At 37.7% G+C, this 21,269-nt stretch carries 17 protein-coding genes and 2 pseudogenes; 6 read left to right on the top strand and 13 right to left on the bottom strand.

Translation table 11 applies throughout. The annotated features are described in order from the left end of the window. Nucleotides 1-7: 7 nt before the first annotated feature. From Q7674_RS01365 to Q7674_RS01340, 6 genes are all read right to left on the bottom strand, one after another. Nucleotides 8-391: a 2OG-Fe(II) oxygenase gene (locus Q7674_RS01365; RefSeq protein ID WP_305422592.1), complete on the bottom strand. Its 384-nt coding sequence runs from the start codon at nt 389-391 to the stop codon at nt 8-10. Between the two features lie 72 nt (nt 392-463). Further along, nucleotides 464-844: a hypothetical protein gene (locus Q7674_RS01360; protein WP_305422330.1), complete on the bottom strand. Its 381-nt coding sequence runs from the start codon at nt 842-844 to the stop codon at nt 464-466. Nucleotides 845-871: 27 nt separating this feature from the next. After that, nucleotides 872-1,261 carry a carboxymuconolactone decarboxylase family protein gene (locus tag Q7674_RS01355; RefSeq protein ID WP_305422328.1) on the bottom strand — a complete coding sequence of 130 codons (390 nt, stop codon included), beginning with the start codon at nt 1,259-1,261 and terminating at the stop codon, nt 872-874. 1,247 nt (nt 1,262-2,508) lie between these two features. Further along, on the bottom strand, nt 2,509-3,687 hold the full coding sequence (locus Q7674_RS01350; protein WP_080892231.1) for an MFS transporter: 1,179 nt from the start codon (nt 3,685-3,687) through the stop codon (nt 2,509-2,511). A 1-nt stretch (nt 3,688) separates the two neighbouring features. Continuing rightward, the gene (locus tag Q7674_RS01345) at nt 3,689-4,390 is read right to left on the bottom strand and encodes a hypothetical protein (RefSeq protein ID WP_045064869.1); all 702 of its coding nucleotides are present in this window, start codon (nt 4,388-4,390) and stop codon (nt 3,689-3,691) included. Nucleotides 4,391-4,468: 78 nt separating this feature from the next. Continuing rightward, nucleotides 4,469-4,600, bottom strand: coding sequence for a hypothetical protein (locus Q7674_RS01340; protein WP_272898484.1), 132 nt, complete (start codon nt 4,598-4,600; stop codon nt 4,469-4,471). A gap of 455 nt (nt 4,601-5,055) precedes the next feature. Here Q7674_RS01340 and Q7674_RS01335 point away from each other — a divergent pair, with 455 nt between their 5' ends. Both Q7674_RS01335 and Q7674_RS01330 read left to right on the top strand, forming a co-directional pair. Continuing rightward, entirely contained in the window at nt 5,056-6,381 is a 1,326-nt protein-coding gene (locus tag Q7674_RS01335; protein ID WP_305422324.1) for an alpha/beta fold hydrolase, read from the top strand. Nucleotides 6,382-6,703: 322 nt separating this feature from the next. Beyond that, nucleotides 6,704-7,189, top strand: a complete 486-nt coding sequence (locus Q7674_RS01330; protein WP_045064863.1) for a hypothetical protein — start codon at nt 6,704-6,706, stop codon at nt 7,187-7,189. Between the two features lie 210 nt (nt 7,190-7,399). On the opposite strand, the gene Q7674_RS01325 is transcribed toward Q7674_RS01330, so the two are convergent. From Q7674_RS01325 to Q7674_RS01300, 6 genes are all read right to left on the bottom strand, one after another. Next, a complete protein-coding gene (locus Q7674_RS01325; protein WP_045064861.1) occupies nt 7,400-9,586 on the bottom strand; it encodes an immunoglobulin-like domain-containing protein in 2,187 nt (728 codons plus the stop codon). A gap of 504 nt (nt 9,587-10,090) precedes the next feature. Continuing rightward, nucleotides 10,091-10,924: a metal ABC transporter permease gene (locus tag Q7674_RS01320; protein ID WP_305422323.1), complete on the bottom strand. Its 834-nt coding sequence runs from the start codon at nt 10,922-10,924 to the stop codon at nt 10,091-10,093. Further along, nucleotides 10,921-11,679, bottom strand: coding sequence for a metal ABC transporter ATP-binding protein (locus Q7674_RS01315; protein ID WP_005363886.1), 759 nt, complete (start codon nt 11,677-11,679; stop codon nt 10,921-10,923). Before Q7674_RS01315 ends, Q7674_RS01320 begins: the two co-directional genes overlap by 4 nt. Before the next feature lie 10 nt (nt 11,680-11,689). Then, nucleotides 11,690-12,580: a metal ABC transporter solute-binding protein, Zn/Mn family gene (locus Q7674_RS01310; protein ID WP_023934820.1), complete on the bottom strand. Its 891-nt coding sequence runs from the start codon at nt 12,578-12,580 to the stop codon at nt 11,690-11,692. A gap of 374 nt (nt 12,581-12,954) precedes the next feature. Next, nucleotides 12,955-13,974 carry an AraC family transcriptional regulator ligand-binding domain-containing protein gene (locus Q7674_RS01305; protein WP_045064855.1) on the bottom strand — a complete coding sequence of 340 codons (1,020 nt, stop codon included), beginning with the start codon at nt 13,972-13,974 and terminating at the stop codon, nt 12,955-12,957. Continuing rightward, on the bottom strand, nt 13,971-14,816 hold the full coding sequence (locus tag Q7674_RS01300) for a diguanylate cyclase domain-containing protein (RefSeq protein ID WP_162184328.1): 846 nt from the start codon (nt 14,814-14,816) through the stop codon (nt 13,971-13,973). Before Q7674_RS01300 ends, Q7674_RS01305 begins: the two co-directional genes overlap by 4 nt. A 385-nt stretch (nt 14,817-15,201) precedes the next feature. Here Q7674_RS01300 and Q7674_RS01295 point away from each other — a divergent pair, with 385 nt between their 5' ends. Further along, nucleotides 15,202-17,313 (top strand): phytase, encoded by a 2,112-nt coding sequence (locus Q7674_RS01295; protein WP_305422319.1) that lies wholly within the window; start codon nt 15,202-15,204, stop codon nt 17,311-17,313. A gap of 557 nt (nt 17,314-17,870) precedes the next feature. On the opposite strand, the pseudogene Q7674_RS21900 reads toward Q7674_RS01295, so the two are convergent. Next, nucleotides 17,871-19,226: pseudogene (locus Q7674_RS21900) on the bottom strand (chitinase); the annotation flags it as partial. Here Q7674_RS21900 and Q7674_RS01280 point away from each other — a divergent pair. The 3 genes and pseudogenes from Q7674_RS01280 to Q7674_RS01270 all read left to right on the top strand — a co-directional run. After that, nucleotides 19,218-19,370, top strand: a pseudogene (locus tag Q7674_RS01280) (galactokinase); the annotation flags it as partial. The pseudogenes Q7674_RS21900 and Q7674_RS01280 sit on opposite strands and share 9 nt — an antisense overlap. A 29-nt stretch (nt 19,371-19,399) precedes the next feature. After that, nucleotides 19,400-20,458, top strand: a complete 1,059-nt coding sequence (galM, locus tag Q7674_RS01275) for a galactose-1-epimerase (RefSeq protein ID WP_107229719.1) — start codon at nt 19,400-19,402, stop codon at nt 20,456-20,458. A gap of 309 nt (nt 20,459-20,767) precedes the next feature. After that, nucleotides 20,768-21,190, top strand: a complete 423-nt coding sequence (locus Q7674_RS01270) for a hypothetical protein (protein WP_305422317.1) — start codon at nt 20,768-20,770, stop codon at nt 21,188-21,190. Nucleotides 21,191-21,269 lie beyond the last annotated feature (79 nt).

Below are 21,269 nucleotides of genomic sequence, written 5' to 3'. Positions count from 1 at the left end.
TAGACTATCAACTCCATAAACTTAAGGAATGGTTTATGCCACGGTAACCAACAAAAGCAGCGATACTACTGCGAATACCGCCAGAGCTTTCTCTTACAGCATGAAAACATCGTGAATTAAAAATAAGTAAGTCACCTACTTTTGGGGAGATTACGGCATCAGGTTGACCTAGTATGTCTCTGTTTACATGATAACTCTGAGTTTTTTCTAATTCTTTTTCATAGACTTCAATTTCTGGTTCTTTTAGCCAAATCTCCACCTCTCCACCTACATCAGGTGTTGCTATATAAATATTTGCAGCTAATTGGCTTTCAAGGCTATGTGCCGCATATGAATCATTAGAGTCTCTGCTTAACTTGTCTATATGTGGCTCTAATACTGAACCTGAAATACCATTTATAATGCGGCATAAACCAACAAAACATTTTTTTCCGTACAGGCTTTCGATATTTGCTCCTGCTGCCTATGATTCGTCCAGTTCAAGGCGAAATTTATCTATTGGTGACAGGTAAGGGGCGTGTATATTGCGTAGTTTTCTTATATTTTGTAATGCTGTTTCATGGTATTTATTGAAGGAGTGAGCATCAACAATATCAAAATGAGGCATACCAATTCTTTGAACATGTTTTGCTTTTTCAAAGTGTCCTGGTTCATTTTCACTCATAATTTTAGTTATTATTTGATTGCAGAGATCTATAGGGTAGTAATTTACTATTTTTATTGCTGCAATTTTTTTCGTTGCTAACAAATAAAGATCTTCAGCTGTAATTCCTTGTGCTTCAATTACTAAATCTTGTTCTAAGTTGTGTAGCGGCTTTGTGCTCTGTTTTGTTATGATATCCATTTTTATAGCTCTTATTAATTTCTTCCATCAAGAAAAATAATTTTCAAAAACTTCATTAGCAGCTCCCATCGCATTAAATGCCGCTTGCCATCCAATGTACACAGACATTTGGATTATAATTTCTTCGATTTCATTACGTGTACAGCCACTTTCAAGTGCCGCTTCAATATGAATTTTAAGTTGAGGTAAAGCGAAGCCTAAAGTTGTTAGAGCTGCTATTGCTATCATTTCTCTATTTTTATGAGTTAATCCAGGGCGAGAGTAAATATCACCGCATGTTGACTCTACAGCGTAGCGAGCCATATCTGGAGAAATATTGACAAGATCTTTCATTATACAATTTTTCGCATTAGTACCCATTTGCTCTAATTTTTTAACACCAAGTTCATGACGAACATTATCTACTATAGGTAGCATAAACATATTCCCTTTTTAAGTTATAAACCTAATGAATCAATTGATGATTCATTTCGTAAATTACTTTATTAGAAATTGGAAAAGTTAAGAATATATCTACAGCTATAATGTTAACAAAAAATCTAAACTTAACATCTTTCACAATTAAAAACGTTTAAAAACAATATTTTAAACTTTAATTTCAGTTTTTTTTGTTAATTAAACCAATGGTAAAAAAGTTAAAAATGTGAATTTTTAATAATTTATATTAAATTTCAATTTATAAATAAGGTATATGTGTAGATACGGTAGTTACAAATAGATTCGAGCTATCTTACCTGAAGGAGATTACTGTTTTATCACTGTATCCATAAGTTCAGACTGTGTTTTAAATTCTGCTGATATTTCTTTTATTTCAAATGTTTTTTCTCGTGTTGATTGTGAATACTCCGTAATTAGCGTCATAGATTCACTAACATCATGCGTCACACTACTGCCATTTAAAGGTGTATGCTCTTTGTCGTTCTCGAGTGCTAACCCTGAGAGTAACCAGTGAAGTTGTGTTTGCTAATAATGATACTTCCTAAAGTTCGGGGCGATGCCACCTGAAGATCCCTTTCTCCAAACTGTGATAATAAAGCCAAAAACCGTTGGTAAAGAACAGTACAACTGCTTCAGTAGTTGAATGATGTGGATCCATCAAATTCGATGGATACAGGCATGGACGGCATTAGGGGAACACAAACGTTTAGACCAGTAAAAGAAGGTTTTATAGTTACTGCTTGATAGATAGTTGACTTTGCTTCTGTCGATCTATGATGTATATCCAGTGGTCGCGTTTTTGTGCTTGATTCATAGTGCCTCCGTTAAAAAAGTACTATGACAAAACGTTGGTATTATTGGTATGTGGGGTTTATTTACCGCATGTTATCTGCATAACAAAATTGCTTCCAATATAGAGTAGGGGCTAATGTGTTATAACTCATAAAAGTCCATAAAGTTTGTATATCCTCTGTGAATTAGAAAAGAAATACGTTCTTTAAAAGGATTAACTATACAGCAGGAGCATATCCGGAATATTATAAAGTTGGACATGACATTGTAACTTTTCCTAATACCTCCAGATTGAATAGAGCAAACTTTAAGCTCGTTCCTGTTCAATAATGAGTTAAGTACTTCCAGCTCGCATAAATAGACTTATTGCTAAATAACATCTCCAAAGCCAGCACACGCTGGCTTTGGTTCATTAATACTTAGCTAAACGCCCTTCAAACCTGTTTTATTGTTTGACTATTTAATGGCTCAGATTTAATGGTGAATGCCACCATTAAGCTCATGCAGGAAATAATAGCACCACAGAAAAATACGATTTGGTAATTTGATACCCACAATAAACCTAATAAGAAAGGTAAAAACACCGCTGCAATATGGTTAATCGTAAATGAGACACTGGAAGATGAGGCGATTTCATCACTGCGAATGGTTTTCTTAAAGTATGTTGCAAGTGCAATGGTGAAGCTAAATAAAATACTATCGAGAATGTATAACCCACCTGCGAGATAATGATTCTCAACAAAAGCATACGATGTAAAAACCACTGCTAATGCCACATACTCAATCATCAATGCTCTTTTCTCTCCGATTCGATCAATAAACCTCCCTATAGATGCAACGGTAAGGGTTGTCGCCAAACTTGAGATCATAAATAGCACTGCCATCATTGTGATGGAATAATGAAACTTTTGCACCATTAATAAACCAGCAAAGGCAACAAAGATCTGTCTTCTTGCCCCACCAAGAAACGTTAGCAGGTAATAGACCGAATACTCTTTTCTTAAAATGATGTTATTTTTCTGCTCGACTTTATGTTCTTTAAAATGGGCAAAAGAAAGTAAATATACCGCTAAGGCTGCACAAGTTAGCCCACAGAAAAAGAAGATGGTTTTGGCTGATGCGTCAAAAAACTGTATCGCAAGAATAATGGCAATAAAGGTGGCTAGGCCAATGAATGAAGAAGCTTCCCGTATCATTCCCATTGATTGTCCGAAGCTTTCCGTTTCTAAGACTTGAGTTGAAAGGGAGCGATTGACTGCCTCTAAATAATGAAAGCCGATAGACATTAGAACCGTCGTGAAATAAAAACCATAAATCGAGGGTAAATAGCCCGTTATCGCCACCCCGATCCCCAGTAAACAAAGTGAAAGAATGGCGACTCGCTGCTCTGACATTAACATTAGTAAGAACATGACAGTAAATGACAGTAAACCGGGAATTTCTCGGATACTTTGAAGGACACCAATATTTGCCCCCGTCATACCCACCGTATCAACAGCAAAGTTGTTCATCACCACTCGCCATCCAGTATTGGCAATCACCGATGCAATACCAATAATGATGAGCATAGATATTGGTGAGCGTGAAAATAAATGGTGCCTCCAAGCGTTCATTTTATACCTCGGCTTCTTGCATTAATTGAAAAACGTTATCACGCATGAAATTAGACATGGCCGATAAATCTTCCCATGTTTCTCTGTTCGTATGAGTAATACAGTTTATAAAGGATTGAGATAAATAAGGATCTTGATGTAGCCATTGGCTAACATATTGCGCGGTATAAGAAACATGCCTCATTTCATCTTCAAGGATATTTTGTATGGTTGGCTGCATGTCTTTCATATATTGTTTATTACTTTCTTCGATGATTTTAAGATGGAGTAATAACAGTCGCCAAGAACGCACTTCGATGGAATGAACTCTAAAAATAAACGTTTTAATATCATCATCAAAGTCTAATATTTTTGTTAATTCTTCTTCGACGCCATTGTTATCAACCTCAGCTTCATAACCTGTCAAAGGGATAAGGCTGGCAAACATTTTGGAGTGATTCATTTCATCGTTATAATGCCTTAGCATTTTTTGTTTCAATTCGTCATCTGCATAACGATTTGCCATTAAACGAAGCCTTGCTGCACCTTTTGCCTCATCAATTGAGTTATGAAGCAGGCAATAAGCCATCATCTTTTTACTTCTAAAGATTGTCTTCGCTAGCCCTTCCATTAATTCAGAAGTAAAAGAAAGATCCGCCGTTAAATATTTCTCAATGCATTCTCTATATTCATCCGATGGATTAACATTGAAGCTTTCAAGCATTGCATATTATTCATCTTTATGTGCCTAATGTTTGAAAAACACTCATCAAAAGATGAGTTTTTTTAATATCTTAATCCGTTATTTCTTTTTGCTTTCTACATCTGAGTTTGACTCAAAATCAGCATTAGAGCGCACTAATCGTGGTGATTGCTCTTCAGTTTTTAAACCTTTTAGCTTCACTGACATGGCTGCTTGTAATTTATCTTTCATTTTTTAGTCCTTAATTATCTAATTTTTATAATTCACAAATAAGCTCAATCAAGAGCGCCATTTGCAGCTAAAAGTTAACATTATGATTGCCAAAAGAACTATTATACGAAAGTATTATACCTTTAAAAAATTGATAGAGATCTCATTACTCCCTATTAGTAAATATAAAATCACGATAAAAACATGTTAACTATATGATGTATAAAAATTAAATATAATTATTTGTATCAAAGCAAATCAAACTACTATTTTATTATTCAAACGATTGAAATATTCTTTATCGCTACTCATCTTCTTAAATCTACAAATGCATCGATAAAGAATCATATAAAATGCACGTTTATTATAGTTATCTTATTCTCATGATAAATAATAAAAATTAGTAAAATTAAATTTGTAATTACTAATTTTCATACCATGATATGAAGGTGTTTCATGTGAAGGTAAACATAATAATGGATAAAATCGTAGTATTTTTATTATTAATCTTAACCTATTGTGCAGCCACGCCAAAAGACAAAGACTTTGAGGAAATGATTTTTTATGTTCCAAAAGATTATAACAATATGTCATCAGGGAAAATAAAACTCAATGCGATGATCCACAGAGCTAAAGATAAGAAAAATAGAATAGGTTTGTTAGTTCTTAACTTCGGTGGGCCTGGCGGTGAAGCTGTCGAATCGGCTTCCAAAATGATCTCTGAAAAAAGTTTTCCACAATCCATTATAGATCGTTTCGATATATTAGCGATAGATCCGAGAGGAACAGGAAAAAGTGAATTTATATCTGACCTTACAAGGTGCTCTTTCAATAGTGAATGTGATAGCGAAAAAGAGTCCGTGGGTTTTAATATAAGCACAATGAAATTTACTCAAGATATTGATTATATAAGAAAATCATTAAATGAAGAGAAAATAACCTTCTTAGGATATTCCTACGGTACAAAAATAGGACAATTATATTCCTTTTTATATCCCCAAAATATTAGAGGGGTAGTATTAGACTCACCAACATCAATAGAGCATGGAAATGCTATAGAGGAGTCTATGACAATGCCATTTTCCTATGAAAGAATCATGTATCACAGGTTATCAAAATCAGAAATAGAGTTAATCAAAAATATTAATAACAAAATAAAAGAACATGAGATTTATACAACAAAAGATGGCTATAAAATCGATCAAGATAATTTTGACAAATTACTTGCAACTATTATATCAACGAACGATGATGACTGGAGTAATATAAAACCTTCCTTGATATCTTTTTTGAAAACAGAAATATTTTATGATTACATTGTAAAAATACAAGAAATTGAATCTAGTGATTCAAACGATTCTAGTGATTCATCTCTTGCAGCAGCAATTGCACGTGCATCTATAGGAACTATAAATTGTTCCGATGAAAATAAACCTCTATTAGATTCAGAGATAGAGAATTCGCTATCTTTATTTGAGCGAAAATCTTCCTTGTTTGGTTCATTAGCTTATAACGCTTATTACAATATGTGTTTGGGATGGAAAGCAAAGAGAGATCCCCTACCTTATATATCAAAAGTTAACAACAGAGTCCCTATATTAATAATCGGTGGAAAATTAGATAGTGTAACCCCTTACGAAGAGGCTATAAAAGTAGACAAAATGTACTTAGGGAATAAAAAATTGATTACCGTAAATAATATTGTTAGTCATGGATTCTCATTTTCATATGCCGATGATTATGTTGATTATATTACAGAAAAATATTTGTTAAATCCTAATTATATAATTGAAAATACATAAATCAATCTTTTACTTAAAACTCTTTTTAATTTAAAAGCCAGTACATTATATGCTGGCTTTTGTTTTTATCTAATTATTTACCCGATGAAATATTTTAATAAACTTACAATATTTCACTTTACTCTTTTCTGTATTATCCTGCTGTTGAAACATGAGCTTTAATAGATGGAACACGTAATAAAATCGGATTAAATTAAAAATATTCCATTTTTATAAAAAACTACAATAATTAAAAACATCATAATTTAAATTTGAAAGTTAAAATTTTTATACCACTCTTTAGTAGCGTTATATGTGAGGTAGACAAGGGTAAATATAACTAATGAAAAAGAGCGTATTATTTTTATTATTCATAGTCTCAGGTTGTGCAACCACTCAAAAAGATAAAGATTTTGAGGAAGTCACTTTTTATGTTCCAAATGATTATGACGATATTTCATCAGAGAAAATAAAACTCAATGCTATGATCCACAGAGCTAAAGATAAGAAAAGTAGAATAGGCTTTTTAGTCGTCAACTTCGGTAGTCCAGGCGCTGAAGCTGTCGAAGCGGCTACCAATATGATCTATGAAAATAGAACTCCTCAATACGTTACAGATCGTTTCGATGTATTAGCGATAGATCCAAAAGGAACAGGTAAAAGTGAATTTTTATCTGACGCTAGGAGGAGCTCTTTCAATAATGAGTGTAATAACGAAAAAGAATCCATGGAGTTTAATATAAGTACAATGAAAATCACTCAAAATATTGATTATATAGGAAAATTATTTAATGAAGATAAATGTAAAGAAAATGAACTTAGGGAATAAAAAGCTGGTTACTGTAAATAATATTGTTAGTCATTTATTCTCACTTTCAGATACCAGTGTTTATACTGATCATATTGCACAATGATATTTGTTAAATCCTAATTCGATAATTGCTAATTCCTAAAATACGCCTTTATTTAAACAGCTCTTTCAAATAAAAAAAAGCCAGCACTTAACATGCTGGCTTTCTTTTATTTAGCTAATGGTGCTTTATAGCTTATCCCATGCATCAGCCCAGTATTGGCTTGAACCTGGTGCGTATGAAGCACTTGCACACCAGCCAGTGTAAGGCCATGGTTTACATTGGTATACGTTACCGTCTGTGCCTAATACTTGATCGCCCGCTTGGTACGCTTTACCCGCTTCATAAGCTGGAACATCGGTTACTGGCGGCTCAACCGTACCTTGCTCTTCTAGTGTGAAGTGGTGACGAGATTCCACTTGCTCACCTTTTGATTCTGCAATCATACGTAGTGAGTGTTTACCTTCCGCTACGTTATCAAGTACCAGTTTAATTGCGCTGTTACCTGTAAAGTCAGCAGTGAAGTTACCGCCGTTTACTGGGTAGCCCATTGCGTCAATCACATCAATCTGTACAGAGCTTGCTTTGTTCGCTGTGTAATTCAGATTCAGTGTAGCTGTACCGTTAGTGATCTTATACGTGCTGTTTACGCCAGCTAGAGATGCTGTGAAATCCGCTTCTGGTTGTGGTGGTACAACGCCGCCACAGTCGCTGTCGCCCGCTTCACGCCAAACGCCCCACTCACCTGTTGTGCCTGGTTCGTCACCTTGTGTCCACCAGCCAGCTTGCCAGTTCTTACCGTTATGGCTTACTACATCACCTTCAACATAAGTTGCATCGGCTTTCCACGGGTTAGTACACACGATAGAGCCATCATTAACCACCACAGTACGCTTCACTGTTACTGTTTGGTTTGCGCTGTCTGTGATTGAGTAAACAAGCTCGTATTGACCAGCAACTGCTGTGTTTACTGTGCCAGATACTGTAATGTTTGCTGTTAGATCACCATCTTCTGCATCCGATGCTGATACGCCAGCCATTGGATCGAAGCTTTCACCCATTTTCACTACTGCATTTGCTACACCAGATAAAGTTGGTAATGCGCTGAATACGGTTACTTTACGTGGTGATACAGTTTCATTGTTGTCTGAATCTGATACAGAGTAAGTTAGTACGTACTCGCCTACACGTTGTGTATCTACAGAGCCTGACACGTTAATTGCCGATGTTAGTGTGCCGTCTTCTTTATCGGTTGCTGTTACGCCAGCCATTGGATCAAAGTTAGAACGGTGTTGAACACGGGCATCGGTTAAGCCAGTGATCACAGGTTTACCCGGTTGAACAACAGGTGGCACTTGGCTGTGAATGAACGGGCCGTAAGTGTTAATGAAGCTGCTGTTGTACGCTTGACCTGCAGCGTTTGTACCGATATCCCAGTTGATAGACCATGTCATCACACCACGTAGTGGCTGAGATTGCGCTTCAAGGCGTTTGAATGCATCAAACAAGTCTTGTGGATCTTGCACGTAACCTGTTGCTGCCGCATCGATGTTGGTTGGAATACCAAATACTAGCTTGTCGTGTGGGATCTTAGTGAAGCCACGGGTACCGTTGATCAATGAATCAGACATGTAGTAGATAAACTCTTCTTTTAGCTCATCTTTACTTTGTGCAATCCAGCCAATGCCCTCAACGTAAACGCCGTCACCACCTTGGTTGTTGATCCAGTCGTAGTAACCTTCAAGACCTGTGATGTAAGGAATGTATTTACCAGATGCCGTTAGGTATGGGAATTCTGGTGCCATGGTAATTAGGAAGTTTTTACCTTGGGCACGGTAGTGATCTTTAACCATGCGTAGGGCTGCTGGAATAACCGTTTGGTTATCAGCTGCATCAATCGCTGCTTGTTCTAGGTCGATATCTAGACCATCGAAACCGTATAGATCCGTTAGACGAATGATTTCATCAGCAAAAGCTTGCTCGTCGCCTTTTTTCATTTCAACGTGCGCGTCTGCACCACCTAGCGCAAGCAGCACTGCACGACCTTGATCGTTAAGCTGTTTGATTTGCTCGATGAATTGTTGCTCTGTTAGACCTGTAGCAGGATCTAAATGGAAAGTAGGAATACGCCCTGCAGCAACGTCATAAACTTTCATGAAAGACACATCAACCACGTTATACATTGGGTTAATGTCTTTTAGTGTCATTGCTGGTGCGTTACCCATTTTATAACCTTGTCCATCAGCCCAGTTATGCCAGTAACCTACAACAACGCCACCTTCTGGGTTAACCATTTCATCGCCAGCGTGAGCGGTAAAGCTAATTGCGCAAGACAGTGCCACTGCACTCAATGCAAATAGAGATGTTTTTTTCATTTTATTACTCATAAATCGACATTGGATAGGCGTGTATCTTTAATCAGAGTGCCTAAGATGCGTGGAGCATAACGGAGCTTGTATAATTTCAACTTTTCGAGATGTAACAGAAAGTTATTATCTTCCCCTGAAGCTAGTATTCCTCCCTATTCAAATTTATGGCATTCACTCGTTATTTTTTTGGCGACACCAATATAGAACAGCGTTCAAAATTTAGACCTGCTTTCAGAAAAATATTGTTTTTTGATAACCAACGATACTTTTTTGACGCGAAGAAGATCAAATCAGCAGATGACTAATAACCAAAAGAAATTAAAAATAACAGCTGAATACTGATTACAAATACTTAGTCGTTACATTTTGTAGCATTTTCAGTGAAATAAAGCAGAAAACCTGCCTATCAACGGATGTAAAAAGTGTTGGTCACGTGGGAATAACAGGAAGAGAGTAGTCACTAAATAGAAGAGGCAGCAAGCAGAAGGAGTGCTTCTACTTACTGTACCATTAAGCAGCTTGAACTGCGCCTTTTTTGAAGAATTTCAGGGTTTCTCTAAGCCCCAGTTGCAACGCTAAACAAATAGACGCGGTAACAACAATGGTTGCCCCTGACGGTAGATTCATCTGGTAAGAGAAAATCAACCCCGTTAACGTAAAGCCAAGACACCATAAAATACTGTGGCACATCATGGATAACATGGATTTTGTATATTGAGCCGCCATATACGCAGGCATAGTTAGCAGCGCCATCACCAATACAATACCCACCACTTTCACTAAGATCACGCTAGCAATTGCCACCAGCACTAATAATGATAAGTACATGCGTTTTACTTTTACGCCTTTACTCTGCGCAAAATCAGCATCAAAAGACATCAAGACTAGCGAACGATAGTTATAAATCGTGTAAGCACCAATGATCAGAACACTGCCCCCCATTAGGTATAGCGTCGATACTGGAACGGTGAGAATACTACCAAACAGGTAACTGCTTAAGTCTGCGCCATATCCCGGTGTTAACGCCATTAAGATGATGCCGATTGCCATGCCTAACGACCAAATCAGACCGATAAAAATATCTAACTGCTCTAGTTTACGCTGACTTAGCGCCCCTAATAACAAAGCATTAATAGAAGTAAATACCAAGGTTGTTGGCATTACCGCTGTACCTGCATAGAAAGCTAACCCCACACCACCGTATGCCGTGTGAACAATACCACCAGAGAGAAAGACTAATCGATTGGTTACGACTAATACGCCAATAATGCTTGCAACAATGCTAACAAGCACTGCTGCAATTAATGCATGTTGAATAAAGTTATATTGTAAGAGCTCAATCATACTAAAGCAGGACTTGGTTCGTTATTGGATGTGGTTGACTGAACAAGATCTTTAATAAAATGGCTGTTCACGCCGTATAAGTGTTGCAACATATCAGACGTTAATGCCTTACTCTGCTGCACTTTCATGGTTTGGTTTAGCCCTAAAATCACATCAATCTGATACTCTAAAATACTCATGTCATGACTTACCACCAATACCGCAACATCTTTGGGCAGCGCTGATAGCAAGGCAAAAAATTGTGCCGTCATGCTTGGATCAACATTACTGGTTGGCTCATCAAGTATTAATAGCTTAGGTTGAGCAATTAACGCTCTAGCTACTAACACACGTTGACGCTGTCCGCCTGAAAGATCTTTAAACAGCGTATTTTCTATATGCTCGATATGCATTTGTTGTAATGCTTGGGTTAATAAGGCTGACAGCAATTTCTTATCTTTTAGCTGCGCAGCATTTGCCCCCATTAATACAACATCTTTTACGGTGACAGGTAATATTGGATTCAATTTATATTGTTGAGGAACATACCCAATAAGCGCTGGATGGCGACCGGGATGGTCGCCAAACAGTGCTAGATTGCCCTGATAACCCGATAATATACCCAGTAGTAGTTTGACTAATGTCGTTTTACCACCGCCATTGGGTCCAAGTAATGCACAACGTTGACCTTCGTAAAGCTCGAAGTTTATGTCAATTAATGCTTGATGGTTCTTATAAGCAAAACTGACATTCTGTACATCTACAATCTTTTTCATTTATTAACTCTTAGTGATTCACGTTAGATTCAAACGCGTTCGCAACAGTTAGCAAGTTATTACCCCAATCTTCTGCAAGTGGGTTAATTGCTACCACTTTGCCGCCAATTGCATTAGCAATAACTTTTGCTTGTTCTTTCGAGAATTGCGGCTCAATAAAGATAACTTTAATGTGCTGTTTCTTTGCTGTATCAATCAGTGATTTTAGACGTTGAGCACTGGCTTCTTTACCTTCATCTTGGATAGGAAGCTGACGTAAGCCGTAATCTGTCGCGAAGTAACCCCACGCTGGATGATAAGTCATGAATTGATTGTGTGCTGCTGGGATCTTCGCCGTAATAGCAATGAGAGCATCATCAATTTGATTGATCTTTTTAGAGAACTTCAGGTAATTTTCGCGATATTCTTGCTGATGCTGAGGATCAACCTTAATTAATGCATCACGAATGTTCATTGCTTGAATGCGCACAAGTGCTGGTGATAACCAAATGTGTGGGTCTTTAATGCCTGATGTTGCAGGAATACGCTCACCATCGTCATTATAAGCCATTGGCATACGCTCAATACCTTGCTGGGTATCAACAATCGTTAGATCTTTTGCTGAGCTTTTAAATTTGTTTAACCAGCTTTTTTCAAATGGCACACCGATAGAAAAGTAAAGCTTACTCTTGTTAAGTAATACAACTTGGTTTGGTGTTGGCTCGTAATCATCTGGCTCAGCTCCTGCTGGTACCATTACATTGACATCAACGTTATTACCGCCAATTTCTTTAACAAAATACTTTTGTGGGGCAATACTTACCGTTACATCAATTGGCGCTTCTGCAGCCATTGCTTTTGATACTGAAAACAAGACGCACAGCGTTGTCATCAATGCTACAAATGAAGACTTCTTTTTCATCGATCTATTCCTAATCATGACATTATTAATCCTGAGTGAATCACTCAGGATTGTTATGTTATAACATTTCTTTATTTTTAATAGTTCGAATATATCTAAGAGAAGCAGTATTAATTAATTAGTGACGATTTATTATCATTAAATATAAGAGCATTAAATAAGAGCTAACTTTTCTCTGTTTTATTTTTTAATTGGATATCAAAAAGATATTTAATTTATAAAAAACAAACTCACTTTTTAAAATGATTATTTCAATTGCTAATGAAATCTTAATTACCAATATTGGTGATTATTGATAAATGCTTATATTTACTTGGTCGTGAAAGTCATACACCGTCATCTATATTATTAAGCATTATATATAAATTGATTGTTTAACTTGTCTTCCAACGCCGAATTGCACGGCGATAATTGCTTACATCAAAAAATTGCATTTCTTGAGCGATCTGGTGATCATCCCATTGCTTTATCTGTTGTAAATATAACGCATGCTGCTGGTTAACCTCGCCCAATAATGAACGGTAAGTATGATTATGTGCTTTTAATCGACGTTTTAGAGTCGCAGGACTCATTAACATCATTTCAGATAGCTCATTTAACGAAGGCACTTGAACAAGGTTTTGACGAAACACATTTCGAATATGACTTAATAAACCACAACTTGGGATAGGTGTGATCTTTCGTGCCACTTTATACAACGTTGAAGAGCTATCTTTCAAAGTTACATCTAGATACTGCTTGGGTAAATGCAGGGCAATCATCGGTTGATTAAAATTTACCTTTCCCCAATACATATGATAATGCTCTTGCCATTGTGGGCATAACCAATCCACCATAACAGACCAAGATAATTTGGTATCAGCTCGCCAATTAACTAGGGATATAACCGAAGTAAATACATACTCTGTTAGCCAACGAAAATAAGTAATACGATCTCGGGAGCTCAATGAAGCCTCAATCCCATAAGGATCTTCGACGAAAACATAAACGCCCGAATCATCAAATTGTGTGGTGAGTTTAGATAAAGGGAAATAGCTCTCAGAGTAAAGCGCTATATTATTCATCAAGGTGTTTACAGTCGGGGCATGGATCAATATATGGCTAGTAGTAGGAAATACACTCGGGATCAATTGCTGACCAAGCAGAAAGCTCAATTCAGGAAACTGCTCTAACTTCGCTACATTACTAATTAAACGAGAGAATTGTACGGGGCTTACCTGTAAATCCCGCGCAATTAAATCATCATAAAAAATCCCTGTATGCCGTAATACGTAGTGCATGTTAACACCACGGCTACTGAGTAAATCCAGTAATAACGCAATGTGTTGCCTTGCAGGAATTGTTTTATCGTGGCATTCCAACCATGGTGCCATCACTGCATGATGCCCTTTCATGCGCTACCTTTATAAACTTGAGGTTTAGTTGAAAGGTTTATCGCTTCATCTATCTGTTTATATAATGACTGTAATGAGTAAGTGGACTGTTTTACTTCAACAATAGCTATTTGCCATTGCATCTCAATATTAATATTAGAATCTAAATAAAATTGGTAAGTGCTGAGTAACTGCTCAACATAGCGGGTATATATTACTGCATCTTTCTTATTTAAGCCGTCCAGTAAAATAAGGTAGTGATGCCCTGCAACTTGGCACACTAAATCATTATGGCGAGATGCAATTAACAACAATTCAGAGATCGAGACTCTTAGTCTTTCTGCTTCTTGAGGTGAAAGTTGAGGTAAAAGTTGATAACTGTTTTGTAAGTTAATCGCTATCAAATAACTATCATTTTGTTTGGTAGACTCTGTGTATTGCGCTGTCAGTGCTCTGTGTAAATAACTCAGCTCTGGGAGGCGATAATTTTCAGGATGGAGCGGCGTTCGCGCATTTAACTGTTGACGTTGCATCAAATAATTTTTTACCACCGTAAGCTCTTTACGCCACAAGCAAAATGCATAAGTTACGATAGCAAGCCCAAGGATCATGTACTCCATGGTATTTCCAATCATGGTGTAATTTTTTAAACGAATAAACTCATCAATAACGTCTTGGGTTAACGCTAAAAAAATACAGGTAAACCCCATCGCAAAATAGTTGGTAATTTTCCCTGGTGATCGAGTGGATAGAATCACCACCAGCCACACGAATACCATGATTGCCGACGAGCCCTCCCCTACAACATCTAACCAATTAACTTGCTCATGGCTCTTAATCGTGCCGTTTGTAATATTAAACACAATCAGACTCAGTAACGCTAAAACTAATAAAACAAGCCACCGATAGTGCGCACGTATACCATAAAGCACATCAAATAACTGATAATTAAAACGGGTAAAAAAGGATCTTATTGTGAAGGTATGCATAGTAATCAATATCTATTTTAATTGTTGTAATGAGAAAAGTCCGAAAAGCTCAAGTGATCTATCCTCCCATACAAATATGACAGCCTATTGATATTAATATTGAGAAGTAGCCTGATATTGCTTCTAGTCCAAACAGCTCACGCCTTAACACAAATACACCTAAAGCATTGATATTAATCAATAAAGAAAATTAACAGTCACTTTTTTGTAATAGTACTGGCTTAGCTTCCCTCCTGACTTACACACATGGAGAGGAAAAATGCGTCGTTCATTATTAAGCTCAATCATCGCTTTATCACTGCTAACAGGATGTAATAGCGATAAAACTGAAACCGTTTATGTTGAAACAGAAATACCAAAGTCTGATGTGGTAGAAACCGAATCACTCGCTACATCAACAACAGCAAAAACAAGTTATGACGATATTGGTGATGGGGCTTACTGGCTAAATAGTGAAGATGAAACAAAGAGCTTACTTTTTGTCACCTTAGAAGGTGATGGGTTGGCGGTCTATAACCCAGCAGGCGATGAAGTTGAACGCTTAGAAAACATTGAAGTCACTGGCGCAGATATACGCTACGGTATTAAAGCCGATAACGGTGACAGTATTGATTTACTCGCCGTTGCTTTACCAGAAGATAACAGCATCGGTTTTTATAGCGTGAGCAATAAAGACGGTGTTGTTCTTAATGATATTGGCACGCTTACAGCAGATTATGCCGCTGAAGGTGTCTGTTTACATAAAAACACCACTAACGGTGCATTGCTCTTAACGGGCGTGACTGATGATGGGGTGGCGGTGCAATACAAGCTGAAATACCAAGATGGTGAAATCAAAAGTGTTTTAGCTGACGATAATGCGTTGCCTATCGCGGTTCGTGAACTGGAAGTAGGCGGTGAACTCAGCGCATGTATTGTGGATGATGAAACGTCTACGCTGTATATCGCAGAGCAAGACTTAGGTATTTGGGCATACGGCGCCGATCCAGAAGATATAAACTCTCGTCAAATTGTTGATAGCATTGCGCCTTTAGGTAATTTGCAAGAAATTGAAGCATTAGATTTACTCTACCTTTCTGACGGTAAAGGCTACCTCGTTATGGGTGATGAAGGTAAAGGTATGATGCTATATAACCGTGATGACTGGTCGTTGAAAGCAAACATCCAACTAGACGGTGTCGATGAGATTAAATCTCTTGCTGTAGCCAATAACGGGATTTGGGTCGGTAACTCAGAAGCCGATAAGCCAGTGTATGAAAAACTAAGTTATAGCACCTTAAATAGTGCCCCTTCTTTTGCTCAATCTCCAATTAATGAAACACTTAGTTCAGCTAACCTTGCAGCAACGGGTATTGCTTTGGTGAAAGTCGTTGGCGAAACAGCACCTGTCGATGATGATGGTGATGCGGCAGATGATCCTGCATTTTGGTTAAACGAAGCAGAACCTAACAAAAGCTTGATTATTGGTACCAATAAACAAGGTGGACTGGTCGCTTACGATCTTGATGGTAAAGAGCTGCAATACCTTGATGAAGGAGAGCCAAACAATGTCGATATCATCCAAGCTGTAACGACACCAAGTGGCGCAACTTATTCTCTTGCGGCTGCCAGCAACCGTGAATTTAATACTATTGCCCTATACAAAATTCAAGCTGCTACAGATGGTAATGAACCAATCGTAGCGCTTAATGCTATTGGTGATAATGCTCACAACGAAGTGGCTCAACTACGCTCCGAGCTTAATGAAGTGTACGGTTTATGTACCTATCAATCATCTACTGGCGCTAACTATGTGTTCATTAACGGTAAGAGTGGCAACATTGAACAATGGCGCTTAGATATTACGGATAATGGCATTGAAGGTGCACTTGTGCGTAAACTGCAAGTAAGTAGCCAACCTGAAGGATGTGTCGTTGACCCGACCTCCGATACTCTCTATGTCGGTGAAGAAGATGCGGGGATTTGGGCATTTACCGCAGATGAAGCAGGTTCAACTGACGGAAAGTTCATTATTGAAATAGATGGCAAACAGATTGTTGCAGACGCAGAAGGGCTAACAATTTACAACGATGGTACGGTGAATGAACTGATTGTATCAAGCCAAGGTAACCACACTTATGCTGTTTACGATCTTGATAATAACTACCAATACAAAGGCAGCTTTGCACTCACCGCCGATGATGATAATGGCTTAGATGGTGCAAGTGAAACCGATGGTATTCATGCTGTTTCTGCCACTATTAGTGATCGTTTCCCGAAAGGATTATTCCTTGTTCAAGATGGCTATAACGTTGATGCCTCGTATGACGATCAAAATCAAAACTTCAAAATTGCAGACTGGCGTGACATCGCCAACGCATTGAATAAATAATTAATATAAAAAGGGCTTTGAATTCATCTTCAAAGCCCTTTAAGTATTGTTATTTACTAATAGTCCTATCAAATTATTTCACCATGTTGTTGCTTTTGTACATTGGTGAGAAAACAGGTACGTATAGTTTGATAATTTTATTCATGATTGTAGACATGGTTAATTCCTCAGAAAATTAAGTATTAAGAAAGTTAAAACAGCACACAAAGTCATGTTTTATAAGCTTCGACCTTGTTGCTATGTGGGGAATTATAATCAGGCAGACTTAATTTAAAAACGAGAAAAACACCAAATTAGCATTAGATTAATTAATGCGAATAAGTTTTCATTTTAACCTTATATTTATTTAAAAAAGAGTGACAAGAGTCACACTTAACCTATTGAAAACTAGCATTGGAAAGTAAAAAATCGCTGCTTACTGCCATTATAAGAGCGAATATAAGCGCCAATTTTCCTTTAAAAAAAACGAACTCAATGTAAAAATGAGTTCGTTTAAAATTAACATTTAGCTATTTAACCTGTTTTTTATCGTATTATTTGTCGAATGTTTATCGCCATTAGTCAACAATATTAATATCAGGGAAATGCTCTTTTACACACAAGGTGTAGTCACCTTGTTTTAGTGCTGAATAAGGTGTTTGGTAACCGACCAGCTTACAAGCATACGATTTTCCATCTGGCGTTTCTGATGACCAACTCCAGTCTTGCTCCCAGTACGTCAGTGTCGCCCCTGCTTCAGAGAATTGCTTCATATTTTTACAACCCAGTACTTCATCAGGTGCAATCGGTACATGAAGGAAATGCGTAAAGTTTTCGTAGTAATCAATACGATTTAAAGATTGCTGAATTTCCTTTGCCCCACCACATTCCACACCACCATTGATGATCTGCGTTGTCACTCCGAAGCCCGGCACTAAACCATCTTTTTTGTCTTGCTCATTAGGCTGCCAAGTACCATCAATAACATGCAACATGGAAGGTTTTGGTGGTTGAGGGTAGACAAAGAACAATAGTGCAGAAGCTAAGTTTAGCCATGTATCCGCCACCATTTCAGGCTTATCAAGCAAGGTTCTCACCGTACCAAACATAGCTTCAGAAAACGGACCATAGTTGTAGTTATAACTTAACTGTTTCGCACCACGGCCAAAGTATGATTTGAGTTCACCATTTTCAAACGTACCACAAAGCCAACGCTTACCTTGCCAAATATCTGGATTTCATTCACCGTTATATCCCCCTCGCATGTTTTCATCCCAGCCCATTTCACGAACATAAACTAAGGCTTGACGCCATTCCGGTACATCCCAGTGCGCTGTATGTCCTCCCGTCTCTTGGGCAAAGTGAGCGAAAATTGTTGCCAATGATTTACGACAGATCGCATCAGAATCTCGGCCATCGTTATACTCACCACAAAATGCAGGGAATTTACCCACCGCTTGCAGAAAATGACGATAAGTGTATTCAGGTGCACGTTTAGGGAATAAGTATTCCCAAGTATGGGCATCGATGAGGTGTTCTACACGCTTAACGTTTTCTGGGTTGTTACTAGCACCCGGCATAATAGATTCAACAATCGTATTATCACGCGTACGAATTGACTTCTTAACTTGTTCTAATAACGGATCACTAGTTAGCTCTGCTTCTTTAGCGTCAAGCTGTGCTTGCATCACTGTATAGCCATCAGGGTTTGGAGTGGGATCGGGATTCGATGTCGGCTCAGGATCTGGAGTTGGGTCTGGTGTCGGATTTGGGGTCGGTTCAACTTCATCTTCCGAAATCGCTTTCCAAGCATCAAACCATGCCGTTCCTTTACCCGGCTCATACGCCCATGCAGCGCCTGAACACCAAGCTGTGGTTGGTCCTTCTTTACAACGATATAACTGGTTATCGTTTATAACAACGTCGGCGGCTTTGGTGGCTGTATTGTCGCACTCGTGCCACCAACATTAGTGGATGATGTAAAAGCAGCCGTTGAAGCAAAATACCAAGCAGCAACAGGGCTAAAAGAGTCAATTTACGTCTGCCAAGCTAAAAATGGCGCAGGCAAGATTGCTTAATTCATTCAATTAACAGGTAAGGAGCACCAATGCAAAGCCCACTCATGCACGCTATGACTCAGCAGCTCGCCCATGATAATAAGCCAGCGAATGTCATTGAACTCACTAATAGCCATGGAATGCGTATCGTGCTAATGGACATTGGTGCTACTTGGTTAAGTTGTTGCCTGCCATTAAACGACAGCGAACAACGTGAAGTGTTACTAGGCGTCGATAATCTTGCTGATTTTTATGCCCAACAAAGCTACATGGGTGTGACTGTCGGTCGTTACGCTAACCGTATAGCCAATGGTCGCTTTAGTATTGATGGGAAGGTATACCAAGTATCGACCAATCAAAACGGTAATTGTCTTCACGGTGGTGAAAATGGCTTTAATCAACGCCGTTGGCAGATAGTAGAGCAACTCCAAGATAGCGTTTTATTTAGCTTAGTCTCTGAAGATGGCGATCAGGGCTTTCCCGGTACACTGAATGTTACTGTGCGTTATACCCTAACCGATAACAACGAAGTGACCATTCACTACCTTGCTGACAGTGATAAAACTACACCAGTTAATTTAACCAATCACGGTTACTTTAATCTGCAAGGAGCGACATGGGACGGTGATAATCGCTCACATACAGTGCGTATTAATGCTGACTACTATTTACCGACTAATAGCCTTGGTATACCGCTCGATAAGCCACAATCGGTTGAAAATACCAGCTTTGATTTCCGAACAAGTAAAACACTAAGTAAGGACTTACTGGTAGATGAACAGCAGCAACAAGCTAAAGGTTACGATCATAGCTTTGTGCTAAACCCAGCAAGAAAGCCTGATGAGATTATTGCTGAAGTAATTTCCCCTGATAGCAAAGTCAACATGACGGTAAAAACCAATAAACCTGCAGTGCAACTATATGGCGGAAATTGGTTAGCAGGTACCCCAGCCAAAGACGGTAACCCGTATCAAGATTACGCAGGATTGGCATTAGAAACCCAGTTTTTACCCGATTCCCCTAACCATCCTGAATGGGAACAACCCAGTTGTTACCTCTCCCCCCAAGAGCAATACAACTACAAAACGACATATCAATTTAGTTATTAACTAAAACCCCAAGACCTTAAATTTGTTTTAAGGTCTTTTTTTATTCAATCAAACATTAGAGAAACAAAAATAAAACAACGTGTAATTAAACACCACATAGAATAAACAATTCTTAACATAATCTTTTTTTAATACTTTCTATGTTTTGTAATAAAGTGTAAAGGAATACAACACAAAACAGTAAGTAATTGATAAATAGATACTTAATTGTATATCCAGCTAGATTGGATAATTTGATAATTCATGCCTCAAACCTATAATTCAAGTAATTTTATAAATTAGAGAAAGTAAAATTTGGTATTAACTTCCATGAAGAAAAGTATCATTCGTTTCTTATCATTAAATATCATTTTTGTGCTTTGCATGATCTTGTACAACTACGTACATATTAATATGATTGAGTATGATATTAAAAACCATTACGACCGAATTATTTCTGCCAGTAACGAGTTTTATCAACACTATTTAAACACAGAAGTCGAGAATAAAGAGCCGGGTATATATACATTATCAGGTGAAAAACATCGTGATTACGACCTGTCGCAAGGCGGATTTATAGTATCTGAAAAAAGCGACGTACCTAATCTCAATAAATATATCAATTTATTATATAAAGATCTTACGTCTTTTATAGATAAAGATAAGATAAAAACCTTATCGGTTGTCACACCAACAGCTTCATTCTTTCTACCCTTTTATCCTGAATACGTAGATCTAGACGAAAAAGTTTAACCTTTTCGATGTCGCTATTGAAAAAGTAAAGATAAATAAAAAATATTCTACAGTTCACAATATTACCATCACTCATGAT

Source organism: Photobacterium leiognathi (assembly GCF_030685535.1).
GTDB classification, from domain to species: domain Bacteria; phylum Pseudomonadota; class Gammaproteobacteria; order Enterobacterales; family Vibrionaceae; genus Photobacterium; species Photobacterium leiognathi.
The sequence above is the reverse complement of the archived record's forward strand: the minus strand, read 5'-3'. Positions and strand labels throughout refer to the sequence as shown.

Excerpts from the sequence above, each read along its gene's own strand:
- Q7674_RS01360 (WP_305422330.1), bottom strand. The coding sequence starts at position 844 with ATGGATATCATAACAAAACAGAGCACAAAGCCGCTACACAACTTAGAA.
- Q7674_RS01355 (WP_305422328.1), bottom strand. The coding sequence starts at position 1,261 with ATGCTACCTATAGTAGATAATGTTCGTCATGAACTTGGTGTTAAAAAA.
- Q7674_RS01350 (WP_080892231.1), bottom strand. The coding sequence starts at position 3,687 with ATGAACGCTTGGAGGCACCATTTATTTTCACGCTCACCAATATCTATG.
- Q7674_RS01345 (WP_045064869.1), bottom strand. The coding sequence starts at position 4,390 with ATGCTTGAAAGCTTCAATGTTAATCCATCGGATGAATATAGAGAATGC.
- Q7674_RS01340 (WP_272898484.1), bottom strand. The coding sequence starts at position 4,600 with ATGAAAGATAAATTACAAGCAGCCATGTCAGTGAAGCTAAAAGGTTTA.
- Q7674_RS01335 (WP_305422324.1), top strand. The coding sequence starts at position 5,056 with ATGGATAAAATCGTAGTATTTTTATTATTAATCTTAACCTATTGTGCA.
- Q7674_RS01330 (WP_045064863.1), top strand. The coding sequence starts at position 6,704 with ATGAAAAAGAGCGTATTATTTTTATTATTCATAGTCTCAGGTTGTGCA.
- Q7674_RS01325 (WP_045064861.1), bottom strand. The coding sequence starts at position 9,586 with ATGAAAAAAACATCTCTATTTGCATTGAGTGCAGTGGCACTGTCTTGC.
- Q7674_RS01320 (WP_305422323.1), bottom strand. The coding sequence starts at position 10,924 with ATGATTGAGCTCTTACAATATAACTTTATTCAACATGCATTAATTGCA.
- Q7674_RS01315 (WP_005363886.1), bottom strand. The coding sequence starts at position 11,679 with ATGAAAAAGATTGTAGATGTACAGAATGTCAGTTTTGCTTATAAGAAC.
- Q7674_RS01310 (WP_023934820.1), bottom strand. The coding sequence starts at position 12,580 with ATGAAAAAGAAGTCTTCATTTGTAGCATTGATGACAACGCTGTGCGTC.
- Q7674_RS01305 (WP_045064855.1), bottom strand. The coding sequence starts at position 13,974 with ATGAAAGGGCATCATGCAGTGATGGCACCATGGTTGGAATGCCACGAT.
- Q7674_RS01295 (WP_305422319.1), top strand. The coding sequence starts at position 15,202 with ATGCGTCGTTCATTATTAAGCTCAATCATCGCTTTATCACTGCTAACA.
- galM (WP_107229719.1), top strand. The coding sequence starts at position 19,400 with ATGCAAAGCCCACTCATGCACGCTATGACTCAGCAGCTCGCCCATGAT.
- Q7674_RS01270 (WP_305422317.1), top strand. The coding sequence starts at position 20,768 with ATGAAGAAAAGTATCATTCGTTTCTTATCATTAAATATCATTTTTGTG.